This is a genomic window from Gilliamella sp. Occ3-1 (assembly GCF_001690655.1).
Taxonomy (GTDB): domain Bacteria; phylum Pseudomonadota; class Gammaproteobacteria; order Enterobacterales; family Orbaceae; genus Gilliamella; species Gilliamella apicola_P.
In genome coordinates this window covers 218,384-240,135 of record NZ_LZHQ01000011.1, presented here as the reverse complement: position 1 = coordinate 240,135, position 21,752 = coordinate 218,384, and the positions used below count along the sequence as shown (strand labels likewise).

Genomic DNA, 21,752 nt, shown 5'->3' with positions numbered 1-21,752 from the left:
TTAAAGGAGCTGGAGGCTGAAAACCGTAAGCTTAAACAGATGTTTGCCGAACTGAGCTTAAAATCCCAGCTTCAGGAAGAAATCATAAAAAAGCTGTAGTGCCCACAAAAGCACGTAAAACGTGGGCACAGCAACTACAACAAAATCATTCGGTTACTATTGCTATGAGTTGTGCCATTGTTGGCTTAAGCCGTTGTGCTTACTATTATCAACCTAAGTTACCGGATGATTCGGTGATTGTTTCGGTGTTGAATGCTATCACTGACCGGCATTTGCGCTGGGGCTTTCCTAAATGCTTTAATCGTATCAGAAAGCTCGGCTATAAATGGAATCATAAACGGGTGTATCGGGTGTATTGTGAGTTGAAACTTAATCTCAGGGTAAAGCGTAAAAAACGTATCCCCCCACGAACTCCAGAAAAGCTATTGGCTCCTAATAAACAAGGTGAATGTTGGTCAATGGATTTTATGAGTGACAGTAGCCGTAATCAACGTCGCTTTAGGACATTCAATGTCATTGATGACTTTAATCGTGAGGCGTTAGGGATTGATATTGCAATAAGCTTACCAGCAGGAAGGATTACCCGTTACTTAGATAAACTGGCCGAATATAATGGGTATCCATTAAAAATACGAGTCGATAATGGACCAGAATTCACCGGAAACACGTTTACTAATTGGGCAAAAACACATGGTATAACTATAGATTACATCAAACCCGGTAGCCCTTATCAAAATGGTTATATTGAACGATTTAACCGTTCGTACCGTACAGAGGTATTGGATTTATATCTTTTTAATAATCTGGAACAGGTAAGGAAGGTAACCGAAGAATGGTTAACGATTTATAACACTGAAAGACCGCATGAGGCATTAAATAACATGACACCGATTGAGTATAAAACACTAAAACAAGCAGCTTAATTTTCTACGTGAGTTGTGTACTAAGTTTGGGGGGTATTTACATAACAGCTTTATATCAGGCAAAAAATGCTCAAGGTGCAGATGTTAAATGTATAGCTACTGTTAATAAAAACTCAAACGGTGGACCAATCATTATAGGTGATATGACTAAAAATAAATGTAATGTCTTGGCCATAATCGGGCAAAATAATCCTATTCCTATTCTTCTTGATCAAAACTTTACACGCTGTGATTTTACCTATAATGAAATTCAAGCATTAAAAGAAGTTCTCTGTTAATGCAGATATGATATCAATAATAGTGTGAAACCAGTTTAAGTTTAAATATTTAAATTTTATATATAGGGCGATAGCATCGCCCTATTTCTTAAAACTTGTGATATATATTGCAACTTATTTTTTTAAGAAAAAATAAACATGCTGCACTTATTAATGGCTTGCTAGATAAACCTTAAATTTTGTCGTTTGTGCAATCACTTCAACACTTTTGAATGTCTCATCTAAGATAGTTTGATACGGTAAAAATGAATTTGCCACAATGCACAAATAACCATTTAATTTTAGGTGTTTTTTTGCTTCTTTGATTAACGTATTGACGGCCGTGTAATCAGTCTGTTTACCATCATGAAAAGGTGGATTCGAAACAATAAGATGATATTTATCATTTAGATTTGAAAAAACGTCACTCACTACAACTGTGGCATTAACATGATTACGGTTTAACGTGGCTTTACTTGATTCAATTGCCACACTACTTACATCGGATAACGTCAGTGCAATATCAGGGTATAATTTCCCTAGTACCGTGGATAAGATGCCCGAACCACATCCCACATCTAATACATTACCTTTAATGATATCAGTATGATCCATCAATGCATTTAACAGTAATTCACTGCCAGCATCTAACCCTTTTTGGCTAAAAACACCGGGTAAACTTTTGATTTCAATATTCTGATTTTCAATAGTTAAATGATAACTTAACCACCATTCATCAAGATCAAAAGCTAAACGGCTATCCGCCTGAAAATGATATAAGCCACAGCGCCTTGCACTATCGATTTTTTGAATTGTACCAAAATCACTCAATAAAGTTTCCGCACTTTTTACACCGGTTCTATTTTCACCAATAATAAAAATATCACTACCTTTTGGCATATTATGCAATAAATAAGAAAGCTGGAATTGTGCTTCACTTTTAGTTTTTGGCCAATAGTAAATCAACGTATTCATTCCAACGTAAAAATCCGCTTCGGGCAATAATGAAAAATAGGTGTGATTGCCTCGTGCACTAGCTTTTAGACGTAAATAAGTATGAAATTGTGTGCAATGAATCTTAACTTGATTTACTGACATAATAGATGGATAACTATCCTGAATATCACCAGCTATCAACACATTTTTATCGTTAAAAAATGTTTGGTGACGCTCAATTACTTGACTTGCTGGAGTAAAAGCAGATGTTGCCATATTTCCTCAATGAAAAACCTTTATAAATTGATGCATTGATTATACAATTAACTATCTTTAATCTCTAATAAAAAACAGTAAGTCAATAATGACACAGCAAGATTGGTACCTAAAACAGTGCAATATAACTCAATACGTTCTGAGAAATGCCAATGTTTTCAAAGGTGAAATAGCGACACAAATAAGTGAAGAAATTAGGTTGATTGTGATTGCAGAGCAAAAACCAACACAAAAAATCTATTATGATATTTTAAATGCTATCCATCTAACTGAAGAACAAGTATTGTTTTTAACTCCACAACAATTAATTATTCCTGCTGATGAAATTAAAACAGTAATTTGGTTTATTGATATTACCTTGGATGAGTCATGGGTTAACCCATTAACTATTCAAACAACCAGTCTAGATCAGCTTGCAAAAACACCACAACAAAAACGCCAACTATGGCAAAAATTATGTCAATATGAAAACCATTTCCACCCTGACCGAACATGATTTAATAGAAGCTTTTGAATTAGAACAGATTTGCCATGCTATTCCTTGGTCAAAACAAACATTCTTTTCAAACCAAGGTGAGCGTTATCTCAATTTTAAAATAACGATTAATAACCAAATAGTTGGGTTTTGTATTTGCCAACATGTAGCAGATGAAGCAAATTTATTTAACATTGCAATACATCCCGGTTTTAGAAAGCAAGGACTAGCAAGAGAGCTGCTCAACCATTTGATAGATGCGTTAATTACGATAAAATCACCCTGCCCAATCTCAACACTTTGGCTTGAAGTCAGACAATCAAATACGCTAGCAATTAAGCTATATCACACACTAGGATTTAACCAAATAACGATTAGAAAAAATTATTACCCAACAACTAATGGTAAACAAGAAGACGCTATGATCATGGCATATACTTTAGCTTTATGATTTACCGATAAAATTAGCAAAAGGAAAAAAGTGTAATGTCACAAAATAGAGCTTTACTCTTTATTAATGGCGAACCACCACAACATGACTTTAACCATTTAGATAAGTATACTTATATTGCTTGCACAGATGGAGCTTACCATAATTATCTGTCGACCTTGTCAATCGAACCAAACTTCATTATTGGCGATTTAGATAGTTATAATCCTAACAAAGCAATTCCATCTAAAACTCAAATTATTCACACACCCGACCAAAATAAAACCGATTTTGAAAAAGCAATTTTGTTTTTAGTTAGTAAAGGGATGAAAGCATTTGATGTTTATGGAGCCAGTGGCCATGCAAGCGATCACTTTTTAGGAAATATTTCTGTTGCAATGAGATATTATCATCAGTATCAAATCACCTTTTATGATAATTATTGCCATTTCTTTTTTGCCAAACAGTATCAAGAAATAACCAATATAAAAGATCATATTATTTCACTAATGCCGCTTTCAAAAGTAACCGGTGTAACCATTACAGGCTTTCAATACCCCTTAATTGATGCCACATTGTCGCTTGGAGAATTCGTTAGTTTAAGAAACAAGGCAATTAGTGATTTAGTTAAAATATCTTTTAAAAATGGTGACTTAATGGTTTTTGTTGAGGATTGAAATAATGTCAATTGACATTGATGTTTACATTACTTTACAATTATTATTCATAAAATAATAACTATAATTATGGTTAGAGGAAATTCGCCATGCTTCTCAAAAAAATTTCTGTGCTCGTTTGTGCATCTTCCTTTTCTTGTATATCTTTCGCACAAACAAACAATATGCAAGATGAAACAAATAAGGTAATTGATACATTTTTGCAATGTGATAATCAGTTTTTTGTACAACTATCTAAACACCAAGAGTCAATAAGTCAATATGTTGATTTAGCAACTACACCTGATAATGTAACTTATATTCCTGTTGAATCTATTCAACAAACTGACAAAAATAAAGTCATGTTTAAAAAACCATTTCAGTATCACGGGTTAAAAATTATTGGCTACCAAAATATTTATATCCCAACGGCTTTATCTGGTCAGTTTTTTTATTGGGGATTTATTGTTGATAACAAGCAAGATGAAATTAGAAACGCTTTAAGCAATATTAATTGGATGCAATACAGCACAAGTGCTTACATAGCAAACCCTAAAATTTTTGATCGAAAATCAAAATCTAAAACATGGGAAGATGATATTTATGCCATTGATGGTGTTATTGCAAGGTTTGGTACAATTAATAAAGCTCTTTATTTAGAATCTTTTTCAAATAATCAAAATAGTATTTTTTGTTCTATTCAAGGCGATTTAGAAAAAGAAACAATTCTTACGATTCGCCCAGATCTAAAACCAATAATTGAAAAACAAGAAACTGAAAGACAAGAACGAATTAAAGCATACCAAGAAAAAAAGCAAAAAGAAAAACAACAATCTCATCCACAAATTAACTCTACAGAAACCAACTCAAAAGATGGAGATAATATTTAAATGAAAAAGGTCAGTTTATTTTTAGTTCTCCTTTCTTTTGCAACATTTAATTATGCAGTTGAAGAAATAGCTAATAGCAACGCTAAAACAAGTAAAAATACAGAAGTTGAAAGCTTAAAAGATCCTAGAATAGGTGAAAAATTCATTCCAACATCTAAAACAAATGAAGATCATTCTATTAGTTATTCTTTTTTAGATAGAAAATCTATCAAACGCCACCCTTTCAATCCTAGAATTCGTGTATTTAATGAAGTAACTAATTACAGCCCTGCATTGGTGCAAAAAAATGCAGATGGTACTGAAACTTTTTATCACTCCATAAAGATTGAATATTATGTCAATTGTGACAAAATGGAGTTAGCAAAAGGGAAACTTAAGATTATCGAAAAAAACTTTGGTGATGGTAAATTAGTCAATACTATTGAAATACCAAGTCGTTGGATATCTATAACTCAAGACAACGAACGGTATAAGCTACTCGTTATTGCCTGTTCCTTACCACTAGCTAATTAATTATTGTTAAATCATAACAAATTTTACTCTCGTCGCCTTGCTGTGTGGCGGAGTATATCTATTTATGCTAATATCATTCCATTATTTATTTGAATGAATATACCTTTATGAATATCTCACAATTCCACATCCTTATCGATCAATTGTTCAATAAAATCGAACTATTTTTAGATGATTATGCAGCTGAACATGACATCGATTTAGACTATGAAACAAACGGTAATGTCATTACCGTTAGTTTTCCCAATAGCAGTAAATTCATCGTTAATACCCAAGAACCTCTTTTTCAGGTTTGGTTAGCCACACAAAAACAGGGTTATCATTTTGATTATATTAATAATAGTTGGATTTGCAATCGAACCGACAAGTCGTTTGAGCAGATTTTTTCTGAATCTGTAAAAGAGCAAGCCGATCAATAACACATAAAAAACGGAAATTAGTTTATATTTAATTCCCGTTTAAGAAAGTGTCACAAACTCCTACTTAAAAAATCTACAATAAAGTAAGATTTGCTAATTTAATTACTAGCCATTTTATACCTTCATTAACAAAAGCAATTTGTACTCGCTTATGATCACCTTCGCCATCAAGATTAACAATAGTTCCTTCACCAAAACGTTTATGTAACACTTTACGTCCTAATTTATAACCATCACATTGAGGCTTCATTTTAGGGTAAGATTTTCTTTCCTCAAGCAACACAGATCCTTGATAACTAATTTCATTTAATTTATCAACTGGTAATTCAGACAAAAAACGCGAAGGTAAATTACGTTCTTCACGTCCATAGAGGCGCCTTATTTGAGTTAATGACAATGTTAGACACTTACGTGCTCTAGTAATACCGACATATGCAAGGCGTCTTTCTTCTTCCATTTTATTGAAATCTTGAGAAGATCTTAAGTCTGGAAATATACCCTCTTCTAGTCCAACGATAAAGACATTGTCAAATTCAAGGCCTTTAGCAGAATGCAGAGTCATTAATTGAACTGTATCTTGTTCATTAATCACATCTCTGCTTTCTAGTGACGTATATGCTAAAAATGATTCTAGAACAGTTAAAGTCTTACCTGTTTCTCTATCTTGAATAAGGGTATTCTCATTAGAACGATAAAACTGCTCAGCAGCCGATAACAATTCTTCAAGATTTTCTAACTTTGATTGCCCTTTAATGCCGAGCTCTTGCTCATACATCTGCAATATACCAGATAACTTAATAATACTATCAAGTTGTTTATAAAATGGCTTAAGTTCTACTTCATTGAAGATAGATTCCATTAATTCCAAAAAACGACCAATGCCCGAACGTTGCCGATCAGTAAAAGAATTAGTTTGAATTAGCATTATACACGCATCCCATAATGAAATATTATACTGCTTTGCAGTCAATCTAACTTTATCTAGCGTGACATTGCCTATACCTCGTGTTGGAGTATTGATTGTAGCTTCAAACGCCATGTCATTATTGTGATCATGCAATAGCCGTAAATAAGCAAGTGCTAATTTTACTTCTTGTCGTTCATAAAAGCGAATAGAGCCATAAATTTGATAAGGTAAACCTGCTTGTAACAATGTATCTTCAAATATACGTGATTGTGCATTATTACGGTACAATATCGCACAATCTGCGTACTTTCCACCTTCGTCATGGATTTTTTTTATTTGACCAACAACAAATCTTGCCTCATCAATATCATTAAAACCAATATAAAGTGAAATTAGTTCACCATCGCCTATATCTGTCCATAAATTTTTACCTAGTCGATTTTGATTTTTTGATATCAATTTATTCGCAACATCTAAAATATTACTGGTTGAACGATAATTTTGTTCCAGTCGAATAATCTCAGTTTCAGGGTAATCGTTTATAAATAATTGCAGATTATCTGCATTAGCACCGCGCCAACTGTAAATAGATTGATCATCATCCCCCACAATCATCACATTAGCAGTATTCCCTGCTAGTTTTTGTACCAAATGATATTGGATCTTATTAGTATCTTGAAATTCATCAATTAAGATATTACAAAAACGATGATGACAATAATTTAAAACGTCTTGATTACGACAAAGCAGTTCATACGTTCTTAAAATTAATTCTGAAAAATCAACATATCCAACTCTATCACAAATAGTTTGATAGTCACGATAAATCGTTTGCCACATCACTTGTTTAGGATCTTCAGGAATAATATCTTCCGCACGCAATCCCTTTTCCTTTTGAGAAGAAATAAAAGCAGCACATTGTTTAGGCGACCATTGCTTTTCGTCGATTTTTAGTTCACGAAAAATTCGCTTAATAAGCCTTACTTGGTCTTCTGAATCAATAAGCTGAAAATTAGACGGCAACTTTGCTTGTTCAGAAAACATACGTAACAAACGATGAGTTAATCCATGAAACGTACCCACCCACATACCATTGAAGTAACCTTCGCCCACTAGTGCTTGAATACGTTCCTGCATTTCAGTAGCAGCTTTATTAGTGAAAGTGACCGCAAAAATTGATCCTGGTGAATAATGCTTTTCAACACAAAGCCACGCAATACGATGAACTAAAACTCGCGTTTTACCACTCCCTGCGCCAGCAAGAACAATGGAATATTGGTTATCAGTAGTAACTGCTTTTTGTTGCTCTACATTTAGACAATCTAGTAATGATTTATTAATTTCCATTAAATACAAACCTATTTGGATAATAGAAATTACCAACTAACATTAATATTGAGAGAGTTATTAATATTTTCATCATGTTCCGAATACATTTTTGACTGGAAAACAACAGAGCATAAAGATAGAGTTTCTAAAATACAGTATCCTTTTACTCATAAAAAGTTATATTTATATCACTGTTTATTTGTACAGATAATAAGTTAATTATAACAGATTCTCTAACTCTGGCAATTGGGTTATTTCGATGTGAGGTAAACATCTAGTGTCATCAAGATGTAAAATATTCTGGTTATAAATATTGATAAAGCAGGCTAAAAAACCATTATTAATAGCACCATTAACATCCGTTAATAAATTATCACCCACGTGTAAAATAGAGTGTGATGAAATATTAAGCTTGCTAGATGCTAAATCAAAAATTTCAGGAAAAGGTTTAGAACGTCCGTGCTCGCCACCACGTAGTGAAAATTGGAAATAATCACTCAAGCCAATTTTATTAATATCAACATTACCATTAGTAATAGCGGCTAAAGGATATTTAGTGGCTAATTTGGTTAATAGTGAATGTGTTGATTCAGGAACTTTCATTTTGTGCCGCCAATAAATAAAACAATTCATTGATTCATCGATAACATCAGCAAATTTTGATACTGGTATATTGGTTTTATTTAATAGCGACTTAATAGTTTGAATTCGCCAAACATTTACATCGTGATAAATTTCAGGATCAAACGCAAGTACAGTGCGTTTTTCAGCAATGTATTCGGATAACTTAAGCGTGCGTAATTGCTCATACCCTTGAAGCGTTTTGAGCATTTTCTCTTCTGCATTTTCAACAATCATGTTGTTATTGTATAAAGTGTCATCTAGATCGAAAGTAAATGCTTTAATTGTATTAATAGAGCGATAAAAGTGCACCGTTATTTTCCTCTTTTAGCTCGTGGATGGGCTGAATCATAAACTTCAGATAGATGTGCAAAATCCAAATGCGTATAAACTTGAGTCGTTGATAAATCAGCATGCCCAAGCAACTCTTGAACTGCTCGCAAATCTCCACTTGATTCTAGCATATGAGTTGCAAATGAATGACGTAATTTGTGAGGATGAACATGACTGCTTAAACCTTGTTTAACTCCCCACTGAGCAAACCGTTTTTCAACATTTCGCGGTGAAATACGCTTACCCAATTTGGAAATAAATAAAGCATCATCATGTGGTGCTAAAAAATCTCGCATTGACAACCAGTGTTTAATCCATTTGATAGATTCTCGACCTAATGGCAGTTTCCGCTCTTTATTACCCTTACCCATTACGCGAATTTCACCATCAACAAGATTCAATTCTCGACAGTTAAGACTGACTAATTCAGAAAGGCGTAATCCAGAACCATACATAACTTCAAGCATAGCTCTATCACGAACAGAAAGAGGATCGTCATGGTCAATATCAAGCAATTGATTAATTTCATCAATATCAATATTTTTGGGTAAGTGTTGACCTAATTTTGGATTTAGCACGCCTCGAGCTGGATTAGCAGTAAGCTGCTCTTTTTTTACCATCCAATCACAAAAACTACGCAAAGCAGAGAGCCTTAAAGATAAGCTTCTTGCTTGTAATCCTGTCTGTTTGCTACGATTGATTAATAATCTAACTGCGGATGAGTCCAGATCTTGCCAGCTCGAAATTTCAACCTCACTTGCCAACGAAATAAGAGCATAAAGCTGACGCCGATAATTAATCTGAGTATTTAAGCTTAGTTGCTTTTCTGATTTCAGGTAATTTAAAAATTGATCAACGGGCAACGTTAATGTCATATTATCTTTTTTATTAGGCTGCGCCATGATATGTCCTTATTTTGTTCGCATAATCCATCTACTAATTAAAATTGGTAAAATTTCACTCATTTTTTCAAGTAATAATGTACCCTGCCCTGATTGATAATGTTCTGGATTAGCACTAGTAAACATTAAAAGCCCTAAATCACCAAATTGACCTAACAAAGATAATGCCACTGAGCCAACATAACCGTGTTCATCAGGTAATAAAAAATCAAGCTCGGTTGAATTTAATGTACCTAAATACTGTTGACTATACTGGAAATGTCTGACACGAATAAAATCAAATCGTGATGAATCTAAAGCTATGTAATGGTAATTTGATGGCGCACTAAGCAACCATTTATCGTCAAAAAGGTATAAATAAGCGCCGCTAAGTCCTAATGATTTTGCCCATGCATTTAATAATATAATTAGTTGATTTAAATCTTGTGTTTTAATTAATTCAATTTGTAGATCCATTAGCTGGTTAAACAACAATTCGTTAGCACTGGCATGCTCTAGTAACGATGAAATTTCGCACTCTAATTGGTTGATTTTGTTGCGCTGACGCGCCATGTTCCATTCAGGTAAAGAAATCATACCTCGAACAGGATGAGGCACTCGCATACTCTCAACATGTCGTGCATTTCTCACAAAAAATTCAGGATTATCGATAATATATTGACAAACAATTTCATCATTTAATTTTAATGATGAAGGTGATCGTCGCGCTTTTTTTACTCTTAAATTTCGTATATTTTTACCAACCATAATTAGCGTCTAATTTATTACCGTGTTATCTCATGTTTCTACCACTTTCGGTTAAACAATAGAAATTAAATAAACCCAACATAATAACCAATCTTTTGGCTTTATCATTTTCTGCCAATAAGTTACAGAATTTATCGGTGATGATATTAAAGTCAAGTAGCAATAAAACCATCATATACATGCGTAGCAGGCCCAGTCATATAAAGTGGCTGATTTCCACCTTTCCACTCAATCAATAATTTGCCACCAGGTAAATTAACATTAACATGTTTATTTAATAACCCTTGATTAATACCCACTGCTACCGCTGCACAGGCACCAGTACCACAAGCTTGTGTCTCGCCAACCCCACGTTCGAATACACGCAAGTTAATATTATTGCGATCAATAATATGCATAAATCCAATATTGGCACGTTCAGGAAAGCGTTCATGTTGTTCTAATAACGGACCTATTGTTGCTACTTTTGCAGTTACAATATTATCGACTTGAACAACACAATGAGGATTACCCATAGATGCAACACCACATAATATAGTCTGTTCTTGTTCTCTGATTATATAGGTTTTTTCTTCTTTGATAGCTTTGAAAGGAATTTTGTTAGGTTCAAAAATAGGCTGTCCCATATTAACTCGCACGGTATTATCATCATTTACGGTTAAAACAATATTGCCTTTCATGGTACTAACTTTTAAGACACGTTTCCGGCTGAGACCTTTTAAACGAACAAAACGTGCAAAACAACGCGCTCCATTACCACATTGCTCAACCTCAGTACCATCTGAATTAAAAATACGATAATGAAAATCACTATCCGGTACATAAGGTGGCTCAACAATAAGAAGTTGATCAAACCCGACACCAGTATATCGATCTGCCATACGTTTGATCATTTCTGTCGAAAGATGAACATTTTGCGTCACCGCATCAATAACCATAAAATCATTTCCGAGTCCATGCATTTTTGAAAAGTTCATCGTTATTGTACCTTCTGTTGCCAAACATGTTTTTATTTTTTACTTTTAGTTAAAATTGTTTATCAACATAAACTAAAAGAGGAATGCTATTATGACTAAGCATTCAATAAACTGTTAAATATTATAAAACTACTTCACCTCGCCATAAATCATCGAAGGATTCACGCTGGCGAATTAATTTATGTTGTTTATCATCAATAAGCATCACTTCTGCTGGTCGTAAATGGCTATTGTAATTTGATGCCATACTAAAGCCATAAGCACCTGCACTACAAATTACCAATAAATCATCTTGTTTAACCGAAAGCTCACGCTGATAAGCCAATACATCGCTAGATTCGCAAATAGGCCCCACAACATTATAGACCAAAAATTCATCACCAGTTTGTGGTTGCTTTTCAGGTAACACTCTCATCCAAGCATCGTAAAGAGCGGGACGAATTAAATCATTCATACCTGCATCGACAATTGCAAAATGGTTATTATCTTGGTGTTTGGTATATTCCACCTTAGTAATTAGCAAACCTGAATTAGCAACAATCGAACGCCCAGGTTCGAACAAAATTTCAATATCAGGATAATCAACTAATTTGTTCTTAAGTTCGGTTACAAGTTGCGATGCTGTTGGTGGTTGTTCGTTATCATAACAGACCCCTAAACCTCCACCTAAATCAATATGTTCAATTACAATATTATTAGATTGCAATTTATCAACTAAAGCGAGCATACGATCGGCAGCATCAAGAAATGGTGACAATTGAGTTAATTGAGAGCCAATATGGCAATCAATACCAACGATTTTAATGTTAGCTAATGAGTTTGCCTTTCGATAAACATCTAAAGCTAACTCATAGCTAATACCAAATTTATTTTCGCGAAGACCTGTTGAAATATAAGGATGTGTTTTAGCATCCACATCAGGATTGATTCTCAATGAAATCGGTGCAATTTTACCTAATCTTTTAGCAACTTCATCAACTCGGTATAATTCATCCTCAGATTCAACATTAAAGCACTTAATACCAACTTCAAGCGCACGTTCAATTTCAACTATTGATTTAGCAACACCTGAAAAGACAATTTTTTTAGGATCTGCTCCTGCTTTTAATACTCGTTCTAACTCACCTTGTGAAACAATATCAAAACCAGCACCCAGTTTTGCAAGTAAACTCAAAACTGCCAAATTACTATTAGCTTTAACCGCATAACAAACCAAATGTTTATTATTAACCAAAGCATGTTCATATTCTAAAAACTGTTTACTTATGTATTCAGCCGAATAAACATATAATGGTGTACCATATTGCTTAGCAAGATCTGCTATCGCTATCTGATTGGCAAATAAGCGATTGTGTTGATAATTTAAAAAATCCATCACTTTATTCCATTATGCAGTTTTAATAAATAAATCAGATTGAATTGAGGCTGTGGTTATTTTTGCTTGCTGCATTACTATTTTTTCAACAGGACGATAAAGCGGACCTTTTAATCCACATCCCACTAATACCAATGTAACAAAACAGACAGAGAGTAATTTTATAGTTGATTTCATACAATTTTCGCAATTCTTTCCATTTTTTATAATGCTATCTATATTACACGATAGGCACAATGCTGCAAAGCGCAAATCATCATACATTCTCCAAACAGATATACAAAATTGAGAGAATAGTAGTTTGAGTAATCAGTCATAATGTCTATGGTAATTCGAAAAACTCATAAAGCATTTGAGCTTTTGTTTTCTATCTTTTAAATCGCTAAATATTTGCTGATTATGCCACATCTCAATTCAAAGTTCGTATCACTCTTTCGGCTTTCCCATTCGTTTGTGAGTAGGCGGGTTTGGTTAATTCTTGATTAATACGATGGTTATTACACATTTTGACATCTTCAATATATTTTTCGACTTATTGATAATGCTACCATCTTGTTTGACTTTTACAACAAGACAGTCCAAATAAACCATTGATCCTCGCCAAAAAAGTGGACAAAAGTTGCCTCTATGATATAAACAAAAATCATAGGAGACAAATATCATGGTCAAAAAATTTAGTATCGAATTCAAACAACAATCAGTGGATTATGCGTTATCTAATGCACACCTTTCTATCAGCGAACTTGCCAACCATCTAGGTTGTGGGTAAATCAACCCTAGATAAATGGATTAGGCAACTTTCCCCGAATAAAACTAGCCGTCGAGAGTTAACCGCTGAGCAACAGCGGATTATGGCGTTAGAAAAAGAGATTAAAGAACAGAAAATGGCCAATGATATACTAAAAAAGGCGCATGTGCATATCATCAACAATCCAAGTCGATGAAGTACGCTTATATGAAAAATCATGTAACCTGCTATCCCGTTACTAGGATATGCTCATTACTTGGTGTCAGTTCATCGGGTTATTATGCTTGGTTAAAAAGAGCAAACAAATCAGCTAAACTCAGCGAGTATATCCAAAAGCAGTATTGGCAACATAAAGCTCGTTTGGGTGCGCCAAGCCTGCTTCATGATGCAAGAGAAGCGGGCTATCAAGTTTCAGAAAGGACAATTAGCCGTGTTTTGCAACAATTGGGATTACGGAGTAAAGCAGCACGTAAATTCAAGTATAAAACAGACACGACTCATCGCAATATTGCGCCCAACACGTTAGATAGGCAATTTAACCCTGATAAGCCGAATACGACATGGGTAACCGATATTACTGGAAGGTTGGTTATATTTATCGGTGATTATCGATTTATATGGACGAAAAGTGATTGCTAGGCAAACCAGTCGCTACATAGACCGTCATTTAGTGTGTAATACATTAAAACAAGCCTTATTTCGGCGTCACCTTCCTAAAAATGTACTCATTCATAGTGACCAAGGAAGCCAATATTGCAGTGCTGATTTCAAGCAATTATTGTTACAATATGAACTAAGGCAAAGCATGAGTCGAAGAGGAAACTGCTTTGATAATGCGGTTATTGAAAGTTTTTTTCATACACTCAAAACACACATTATTCATGACTGTTACTACAAAACGAGGAAGCAGGCTAATAAAGCACTATTTGAATATATTGAAATCTATTATAATCGGATACGCCGTCATTCAGCCAATGGCTGGGTATCACCTGAACAATATGAACAACAATATTACCAAAACGAAAAAATGATAGAGGCGGGCACTGTCTAATATTCTGGCGAGGATCACATTGGATACAGATTATCAAGTGGACGATTTTGCCACTCAATCACTTGTTCTTTCACTGAATCGGTCACTTTCGAAATGAGAGTTAGAGAGTACATTGCTTTGAAAGTGTTCGTAATTTCCCTTATGGCCATGCCTTTAGCATACAAAAATAAGATTTGATGATTGATTTTATCGATTTGCGTTCGATGTTTTTTGACGAACTGTAGCTCAAAATCGCTTTCTCTATCATGCTTCTTCTGATTTTTTCACGTTCAAGATGCTCGGCCTTCTCAGTTTTCTTACTCAATAGAGTACTTTAAATATGAGCAAATACACAAATTGATTCATAGGTTAGGTCAATTTGACCTACCACCATTTCTACATAATCGCCGTCTTTAAAACTTATATACTCTAATTTTCCTTGTACCTTTTTACTGCCTAGCCATTTAAAAATCCTCTTTCATCCACATCTTATTCAATTAATGCTAATGCTTCATCAATATCAATAATATAGTTGGTATTGTTATTAGCTTGTGAATCATTTTTGTTAATATCAAACATATCCTTTAATACTTCAGTTTCAAACGCGGTGGTTTGCTGTTGTGGAGTTTGATAAATATGACTTTTATTATGAGGCATTAAATATTTATCGGTACGCAACGCGCAACGTTTAAGCCAAGTTTCAAGATTATCATCAGATAGCATAGTAATCGCAAAATCTAATACCATTGCGATTAAACCTACCAAGCCACCAAACATCCATAAGACCAACAGTAGTCCAGAAATAGAAGCAATTTTCTGCACACCTACACCTTTACCTAACATTTTAATCATCCAGAATGTGAATCTAGTAGTTAAAAACCGCCGAAACCAGATAAAGTGATAGGAAAATCCTATAAGGGTACTAGCACTTACTATTACAAATAATGTAACAATTTTAGCCCTCAGCAACACCTTTAAAGTTGTACTATGACGCTTTTTATCACTTTCACCAAGTTGATTTATCTCATTTAAAATCAATAGAAAAGATGCAATCCCCCCCCCGATAATGCCTTACCAATACTAAATACAACATTCCTCATTCCTTTAAATGCCGCCGTTACCATTGCCATTAATTCGACGCTAGCCGCGGCTAAAGCAAAACCAACAGAGGCTTTTAAGGTTAAAAAATATTCATTTTATTTTAAATTAGGGTGGGTTTTGCTTAGACTATTGAAATTATACAGCTCAAGCATGGCAACCACCGCTGCCATACACTTGGATTTCAGTGTGGTAGAAAAGTTTTTGGAAATGCCGAGTTCGGCATCGCTCGCTTTAAAAATAAAGTGTAAAAATTTATTAGCTTTATTTTGTGATAAGGTGCGGTTAACTACAATGTTAAGCCGCCGATCAAGGTTTTAACTATAGCATCGTTTAGCAATGAGCTCGCTTTGCTGATTGGGGCCCTTTTGCGCAATTCCCAGCGAGGATGATACCGTGGCGCATTAGCGGTGCCAAAGTTAGGACCTTGATCTAAGTTAATTATGGCTGCGATCATTTGGTATTCTAAATGTAAATAGGAGATCGCCGTTCCTTTTAATACCCCTGCCGAGGTTAACGATAGCATTTTATACATTGCAGTACTGACAGAATAAAGCACGTTAGCAAGTTGGTTAAATACCGGTTGTAATACGTTGGTTATTTTAGCGATCGTTTCTTCACCAGATGTGAATCCTTTAATTTTAATTTGAAAGGGATTGTAAAACTTTTTTGACTTGAATAAAATTTCTTTTATATTCCTATTGGGATCGTTACGCTCTAAATCGTCAAGGGTCATAATGACATCTTGTACTTTTTTAAACGATAACGATATTTTAGCGTAAGACAGTGAATCTAAATTGGTTATCAGTTTCTCAACCGATTTTTCGATAAGCGTTTTATTTTGATTCGACTTGACTGTAGTTACCACTTGGTCAATCATGCTAAGTAACTCATCATTATGGTAAGCAAACATACGCCATAACATGCCATTAACACTATCGATATTGGGTTTGGCGTAGTCTAAACTGGTCATGGGTTGTAAAAAGGTGTTGCCTTCTTCACACTGTTCAACCCCTTGGGTTACTTTGTTGATAATAAACGCAAATAAAATGCCTTCAATATTAATTTTCCGTAAATCATCGAGATCTGCTTCATTGATTTAGCCCAATTTAAGGGATTCTTATAGTTTTTTTTCGAACTTTTCTTCCAATTTTTGAAGTTCAGGGGAATTGTCATTATCAAAATCATATAACGCATTACCGTCAATGTCTTTGTAAACAGTTGTGTAAAAATTACTGTCACGTATCCACGTGATAAGTTGTTTAACACGGCTTTGATATTTTTCTTCAACCAACTTTATCAATTCGTTGTGTTTGTCTTCAAATGGTTTAATATTAACTAACTCTTCATATTTTCGCAGATATTTTTTGATATCTTGTTCACACTTCGTTTTTAATACCGATTCTTGGCTGAAAAAATCTTTAACCGATTTGTTATACTGTTGTACTAACTCGTTTTGAAGCGGTTTAATTAACATTGCTTCACTCGGGCTTATGCAATTAAGTTTCTATTTTTGAACTAAATTTTCATAAATTGATATATTAAATACTTCACCACCAGCTTTTTGATATAAACTAAACTTATAAAAATCGTTATAGTAGCCATACCCATCAGGCTTACTGTAAAGTTGTTCACGGATTAGTGTTTCCAGCCCGCGGCTAGTGCAATACATAAGTTTGTCGGGGTGATGTTCTATTTTGCCGTTTTTCATTACCTATTTAACATACTGGTTATTATGGTTCGGAAAGGAATAGTCTTTGTAATATTTTTTCATTACTGCCAAAGATTTTGCTTGCTCAATGTAGCCTAAGGCATCGTATTCTAATTTTCGTTCTTTCTGATAATGTAAAACAGGGACATAGGATTCGTTATAATAACCATTTAATTCGGTTGCAATACCCAATCGCAATAATCATCGTTTTTTTTCTTGGACTGTAACGCTCCATGGTGAGCGCTAAGTGTTTGCTTGAGTTTGATGTAAAATCAGTCCAAGGTTCACAGGTGCTGTTTTTGTCTAACATTTTTGCGTCAAATTGGTATTGTTGTTCACGACCTTTACTAAATTGTTCATTAAATTTTACCCATGCTTAGGCGTTTTCGTTGTCTTTATTGAAACTAAGGTATCGATTTTCATCATAAGGTAGCTGGTCACGGTTTATGTTAGGGTCAAAATCTAATATGCTTTGAATGTTGCTGTGGTTTGCTGTCCGTTGCTATTTAAGCCTTTGTAGTGCTCAGCATAACGATAGTCGGTACCATAGGTGGTGCGGTCTTTGGGTTGGGTGTTCATCTTGTTCTGGATAAGCACCTGTGCATCACGGTAGTTATAGTCTTGTACCTTGACTGAGGAGACTACCACTTCGCTATGCAAGGTGATATCCCACGCACTTTCAACGCCAGTATCTGCCATGCCACTGGGTTGTTTATAGTCGATATCGGCCACCTGCGCATAACCTTGCTCATAATCACTTAACACCATCACATCACAGTGGTGCTCAACGTGCGTTTCAAAGCGAAACCAAATCCCCACATCGGCCAATAAGCGTTGAATAAAGGCCAGGTCACTTTCTTGCCACTGAGTGATAAACTCCCGCTCAGGATAGCGGTCTTTTAGCGCTAAACGATAATCAATCCCCGTCAAACTATGACTGCGTAGTACTTCTTCAACCACACTGACCACACTTTAATGTTGAAATATTGCACTATTTTGCCCCATTGCCAATCTCGCTAAGCACAAAGATAATACCACCTGATAATGCGCTTCATCTTTATTGACCGATAAACTGACTAAATTCGGTAATCACCCCATGCAAGGTGCGTTTATTACTCAACGTGGGCAAGTCACTTAATGATTGAATAGCGAAAGTTAATGGTTTGTTGATAACAGGATTAAAGGTAAAGTGCGCTTTTTGGTTAAGGAAAGCATACGACGATAAGCTTTTGTCGGGACTGGTAAAACAAATCGTATAATATCAAGGCTGGTTTAACAATGCCTTTCTTTCAACATGCAAAACCGACATCGGCAAGCCGAATTCATCTACGGTTAAGGTAGAACGATTATGGCTAACATCACTCAAACCACCAAGTAATTTGTCAGCGAGTCCCTCACCTAATTGACCAACTATGTGATTAAGTCTGTTTTCCATATTGTTCTCCTTATTTCCTTATAATTCACTTATTTTATTTTTTATTATGTGATTCTTTTATCAATATTCCATTGTTTATTATTGCTATTTTAAGCATAATGGCAACACTAACGATTACGCAAACAGAGTATAAACTATTTTATCAAAAAATTTAACTTTTTTGATAAATACCGTTGTTTAATATCAATAATTTGTTGAAATGATTCGCGTTGATTACAGTAATTGGAGAAACTACTGTAATGAATATATATAAAAAAAGCACTAACTTTTATCTGCCCAAAATTAGTTTTTTCCCTATAAAAAACACACAGGTAGTTCTTTGTTTTTATTTTTATTTGTCTATTTTTTTATAAATATAAATAAAACAAATAGTTATTATTTCTTATGCTAATATTTAACCCCATTAAGGCGCTTATGCACCTTAATTAAATATGCTAACAATAAATATAGCTATTTGACTGTTTTTTCACTGCGCGATAAGCCTATAATTCCTGAGCGAACGGTTTCAACAATATTGCATGTTTCACGGATTGAGGCTAAAAATGAGTCTAGTTTTTCGCTAGTACCCGATAATTGTATGATATAATGTGTCGCAGTGACATCTACGATCGATCCTCTAAAAATATCAGCACAACGTTTAACCTCATCACGCGCCTGTGAACCTTTTGCTTCCACTTTTACTAGCATTATTTCACGCTCTACATGTGGTCCTTCGGTCAAATCATGCACACGGTAGACGTTGACGAGCTTATGTAATTGTTTTTGGATCTGTTCAATCACATGCTCATCGCCCGAGGTCTGGATTGTCATGCGGTGCATGGTTGGATCTTCGGTTTGCGCAGTGGTGATAGTTTCGATATTAAAACCACGTTGCGAAAACAAGCCGATAATTCGTGATAATGCGCCGGGTTCGTTTTCGGTTAAGATTGATAATATATAACGCATTAGGTTCTCTCCGTTTTACTAAGCCACATTTCGTTCATTGCACCACCTCGAACTTGCATTGGATATACATGTTCAGTTGCATCGGTCATTACATCAACAAAAACCAAACGGTTTTTAATTGCCAATGCTTGTTTCAGTTTAGGTTCCAGTTCCTCACGTTTCGTTATTACCATCCCAACATGACCATAGGCTTCTGCAATTTTGGCAAAATCAGGTAAAGATTCCATATAAGAACTTGAATGTCGTCCAGCATAAATCATATCTTGCCACTGTTTAACCATACCTAAAAAACGGTTGTTCAAATTTAAAACCACTATTGGTAAGCCATATTGCAATGCGGTTGATAATTCTTGAATATTCATTTGGATACTACCATCGCCTGTTACGCATACAACGGTTTTTTTAGGATATGCCAATTTGACTCCCAGCGCCGCTGGCAAACCAAATCCCATCGTGCCAAGGCCACCCGAGGTAATAAAGTGACGCGGTTTGTCAAATGGATAATAAAGCGCAGTAAACATTTGATGTTGGCCAACATCGGTTGTCACAAATGCATCGCCTTTGGTTAGTTTGTATAACACTTGTATAGCTTCTTGTGGTTTTATGCTTTGCCCTTCATGGTTATAAGCTAAGCAGTGACGTGTTCGCCAGTGTTCTATCTGTTTCCACCAATCAATTAATGCGTCAAGATCACGTTCTATATTTGACTCATCTAACATAGACAGCAAAGTTTCAAGAACAACTTTTGCGTCTCCAACTACAGGAATAGAAGCAGATATAGTTTTTGAAATAGAAGTCGGATCGATATCAACATGAATAATTTTGGCTTTTGGACAATATTTTTCAACATTATTAGTTGTTCGATCATCAAAACGGGCACCGATTGCAAAAATTACATCGGCATTATGCATGGCCATATTGGCTTCATAAACACCGTGCATGCCTATCATACCAAGGTAATGTTTATCAGTTCCCGGAAAAGCACTAATACCCATTAACGTTGAAGCAACAGGTAAGTTTAGTTTTTCTGCAAGTGTCTTTATTTCATTACTAGCATCGGCGGCAATAACCCCTCCACCAATAAATAGCACTGGCTTTTTAGCCGATAATAACGTGGTTAATGCTTTTTTGATCTGTTTTTTATGGCCTTGAATAGTTGGATTGTAAGATCGCATTAAAACTGATTTTGGATAGTGATAATTGTATTTGTTAGCCGGATTAACAATATCTTTCGGTAGATCGATAACGACTGGGCCAGACCTACCTGTCGATGCAATATAAAATGCTTTTTTGATGGTTTCTGGAATATCTTTACTATCTTTGACTAAAAAGCTGTGTTTAACAATCGGACGCGAAATTCCGATCATATCACATTCTTGGAATGCATCATTACCAATTAGGTTACTGGCAACTTGTCCAGACAATATAACTAGTGGAACCGAATCCATGTAAGCTGTTGCAATACCAGTAATAGTGTTTGTTGCCCCAGGTCCTGATGTCACTAAAACAACACCAACATTCCCAGTTGCTCTGGCGTAACCATCAGCCATATGTACCGCAGCTTGTTCATGACGAACTAATATATGTTCAATGCCTCCTAACGTGTGAATGGCATCATAAATATCAAGAACACTACCACCGGGATAGCCAAATATCTGTTTTACTCCTTGGTCAATCAAAGATTGAATAACCATCTCCGCGCCTGACAGTTTTGCCATGGTTGTTGCCTCCAATGTAACTGATTAGTCATTTAGTGGTTTATTTTGCATCAACTTATAAACAAAATCAATTAAAGTCAATTGCCTAAGTTTCTTAAAGA

At 34.9% G+C, this 21,752-nt stretch carries 25 protein-coding genes and 2 pseudogenes; 9 read left to right on the top strand and 18 right to left on the bottom strand.

Annotated features, from left to right (window positions below; genetic code table 11):
- Positions 1-98: 98 nt before the first annotated feature.
- The gene (locus tag A9G43_RS04325; protein WP_081298018.1) at positions 99-923 is read left to right on the top strand and encodes an IS3 family transposase; all 825 of its coding nucleotides are present in this window, start codon (positions 99-101) and stop codon (positions 921-923) included.
- A gap of 8 nt (positions 924-931) precedes the next feature.
- Positions 932-1,201, top strand: coding sequence for a hypothetical protein (locus A9G43_RS04320; protein WP_141674018.1), 270 nt, complete (start codon positions 932-934; stop codon positions 1,199-1,201).
- Between the two features lie 150 nt (positions 1,202-1,351).
- Here A9G43_RS04320 and rsmC read toward each other — a convergent pair whose 3' ends face one another.
- Entirely contained in the window at positions 1,352-2,392 is a 1,041-nt protein-coding gene (gene rsmC, locus A9G43_RS04315) for a 16S rRNA (guanine(1207)-N(2))-methyltransferase RsmC (RefSeq protein ID WP_065606933.1), read from the bottom strand.
- Positions 2,393-2,480: 88 nt separating this feature from the next.
- Here rsmC and A9G43_RS04310 point away from each other — a divergent pair, with 88 nt between their 5' ends.
- From A9G43_RS04310 to cyaY, 6 genes are all read left to right on the top strand, one after another.
- The gene (locus tag A9G43_RS04310; protein ID WP_065606931.1) at positions 2,481-2,888 is read left to right on the top strand and encodes a DNA polymerase III subunit psi; all 408 of its coding nucleotides are present in this window, start codon (positions 2,481-2,483) and stop codon (positions 2,886-2,888) included.
- Positions 2,857-3,318: a ribosomal protein S18-alanine N-acetyltransferase gene (gene rimI, locus A9G43_RS04305; RefSeq protein WP_065606929.1), complete on the top strand. Its 462-nt coding sequence runs from the start codon at positions 2,857-2,859 to the stop codon at positions 3,316-3,318. The genes A9G43_RS04310 and rimI overlap by 32 nt, the downstream gene beginning before the upstream one ends.
- Before the next feature lie 35 nt (positions 3,319-3,353).
- Positions 3,354-3,974, top strand: coding sequence for a thiamine diphosphokinase (locus tag A9G43_RS04300; RefSeq protein WP_065606927.1), 621 nt, complete (start codon positions 3,354-3,356; stop codon positions 3,972-3,974).
- Between the two features lie 89 nt (positions 3,975-4,063).
- Entirely contained in the window at positions 4,064-4,843 is a 780-nt protein-coding gene (locus A9G43_RS04295) for a hypothetical protein (RefSeq protein ID WP_065606925.1), read from the top strand.
- Positions 4,844-5,356 (top strand): surface-adhesin E family protein, encoded by a 513-nt coding sequence (locus A9G43_RS04290; protein ID WP_065606923.1) that lies wholly within the window; start codon positions 4,844-4,846, stop codon positions 5,354-5,356.
- Positions 5,357-5,463: 107 nt separating this feature from the next.
- The gene (cyaY, locus tag A9G43_RS04285; protein WP_065606921.1) at positions 5,464-5,775 is read left to right on the top strand and encodes an iron donor protein CyaY; all 312 of its coding nucleotides are present in this window, start codon (positions 5,464-5,466) and stop codon (positions 5,773-5,775) included.
- Between the two features lie 73 nt (positions 5,776-5,848).
- Here the strand turns inward: cyaY and uvrD are convergent, their stop codons facing one another.
- The 7 genes from uvrD to lptM form a co-directional block, all read right to left on the bottom strand.
- The gene (uvrD, locus tag A9G43_RS04280) at positions 5,849-8,029 is read right to left on the bottom strand and encodes a DNA helicase II (protein ID WP_141674017.1); all 2,181 of its coding nucleotides are present in this window, start codon (positions 8,027-8,029) and stop codon (positions 5,849-5,851) included.
- A gap of 201 nt (positions 8,030-8,230) precedes the next feature.
- A complete protein-coding gene (yigB, locus tag A9G43_RS04275) occupies positions 8,231-8,944 on the bottom strand; it encodes a 5-amino-6-(5-phospho-D-ribitylamino)uracil phosphatase YigB (protein WP_065606917.1) in 714 nt (237 codons plus the stop codon).
- A 2-nt stretch (positions 8,945-8,946) separates the two neighbouring features.
- Positions 8,947-9,867, bottom strand: a complete 921-nt coding sequence (gene xerC / locus A9G43_RS04270; RefSeq protein WP_141674016.1) for a tyrosine recombinase XerC — start codon at positions 9,865-9,867, stop codon at positions 8,947-8,949.
- 9 nt (positions 9,868-9,876) lie between these two features.
- Positions 9,877-10,614 carry a DUF484 family protein gene (locus A9G43_RS04265; protein ID WP_141674015.1) on the bottom strand — a complete coding sequence of 246 codons (738 nt, stop codon included), beginning with the start codon at positions 10,612-10,614 and terminating at the stop codon, positions 9,877-9,879.
- A 152-nt stretch (positions 10,615-10,766) separates the two neighbouring features.
- Positions 10,767-11,591, bottom strand: coding sequence for a diaminopimelate epimerase (gene dapF, locus A9G43_RS04260; RefSeq protein WP_065606915.1), 825 nt, complete (start codon positions 11,589-11,591; stop codon positions 10,767-10,769).
- A gap of 121 nt (positions 11,592-11,712) precedes the next feature.
- On the bottom strand, positions 11,713-12,966 hold the full coding sequence (lysA, locus tag A9G43_RS04255; protein ID WP_065606914.1) for a diaminopimelate decarboxylase: 1,254 nt from the start codon (positions 12,964-12,966) through the stop codon (positions 11,713-11,715).
- A 12-nt stretch (positions 12,967-12,978) separates the two neighbouring features.
- The gene (gene lptM / locus A9G43_RS04250; RefSeq protein ID WP_176701694.1) at positions 12,979-13,143 is read right to left on the bottom strand and encodes an LPS translocon maturation chaperone LptM; all 165 of its coding nucleotides are present in this window, start codon (positions 13,141-13,143) and stop codon (positions 12,979-12,981) included.
- A 484-nt stretch (positions 13,144-13,627) separates the two neighbouring features.
- Between lptM and A9G43_RS04240 the strand changes: the two are divergent.
- Positions 13,628-14,765: pseudogene (locus tag A9G43_RS04240) on the top strand (IS3 family transposase).
- Positions 14,766-14,782: 17 nt separating this feature from the next.
- Here the strand turns inward: A9G43_RS04240 and A9G43_RS10690 are convergent.
- The 10 genes and pseudogenes from A9G43_RS10690 to ilvI form a co-directional block, all read right to left on the bottom strand.
- Positions 14,783-15,010: pseudogene (locus A9G43_RS10690) on the bottom strand (transposase); the annotation flags it as partial.
- Positions 15,011-15,233: 223 nt separating this feature from the next.
- The gene (locus A9G43_RS04235; RefSeq protein ID WP_065606909.1) at positions 15,234-15,587 is read right to left on the bottom strand and encodes a hypothetical protein; all 354 of its coding nucleotides are present in this window, start codon (positions 15,585-15,587) and stop codon (positions 15,234-15,236) included.
- Between the two features lie 544 nt (positions 15,588-16,131).
- The gene (locus A9G43_RS04230; RefSeq protein ID WP_065606907.1) at positions 16,132-16,815 is read right to left on the bottom strand and encodes a hypothetical protein; all 684 of its coding nucleotides are present in this window, start codon (positions 16,813-16,815) and stop codon (positions 16,132-16,134) included.
- 147 nt (positions 16,816-16,962) lie between these two features.
- Positions 16,963-17,319, bottom strand: coding sequence for a hypothetical protein (locus tag A9G43_RS04225; RefSeq protein WP_065606904.1), 357 nt, complete (start codon positions 17,317-17,319; stop codon positions 16,963-16,965).
- 30 nt (positions 17,320-17,349) lie between these two features.
- Positions 17,350-17,553 (bottom strand): hypothetical protein, encoded by a 204-nt coding sequence (locus A9G43_RS04220; protein ID WP_065606902.1) that lies wholly within the window; start codon positions 17,551-17,553, stop codon positions 17,350-17,352.
- 3 nt (positions 17,554-17,556) lie between these two features.
- Positions 17,557-17,751, bottom strand: coding sequence for a hypothetical protein (locus tag A9G43_RS04215; RefSeq protein WP_065606900.1), 195 nt, complete (start codon positions 17,749-17,751; stop codon positions 17,557-17,559).
- Between the two features lie 264 nt (positions 17,752-18,015).
- Positions 18,016-18,513, bottom strand: a complete 498-nt coding sequence (locus tag A9G43_RS04210; protein WP_065606898.1) for a contractile injection system protein, VgrG/Pvc8 family — start codon at positions 18,511-18,513, stop codon at positions 18,016-18,018.
- 301 nt (positions 18,514-18,814) lie between these two features.
- Positions 18,815-18,988, bottom strand: a complete 174-nt coding sequence (locus A9G43_RS11005) for a hypothetical protein (protein WP_176701693.1) — start codon at positions 18,986-18,988, stop codon at positions 18,815-18,817.
- Positions 18,989-19,438: 450 nt separating this feature from the next.
- A complete protein-coding gene (gene ilvN / locus A9G43_RS04205) occupies positions 19,439-19,933 on the bottom strand; it encodes an acetolactate synthase small subunit (protein WP_065606896.1) in 495 nt (164 codons plus the stop codon).
- Positions 19,933-21,651 (bottom strand): acetolactate synthase 3 large subunit, encoded by a 1,719-nt coding sequence (ilvI, locus tag A9G43_RS04200; RefSeq protein WP_065606894.1) that lies wholly within the window; start codon positions 21,649-21,651, stop codon positions 19,933-19,935. The genes ilvN and ilvI overlap by 1 nt, the downstream gene beginning before the upstream one ends.
- Positions 21,652-21,752 lie beyond the last annotated feature (101 nt).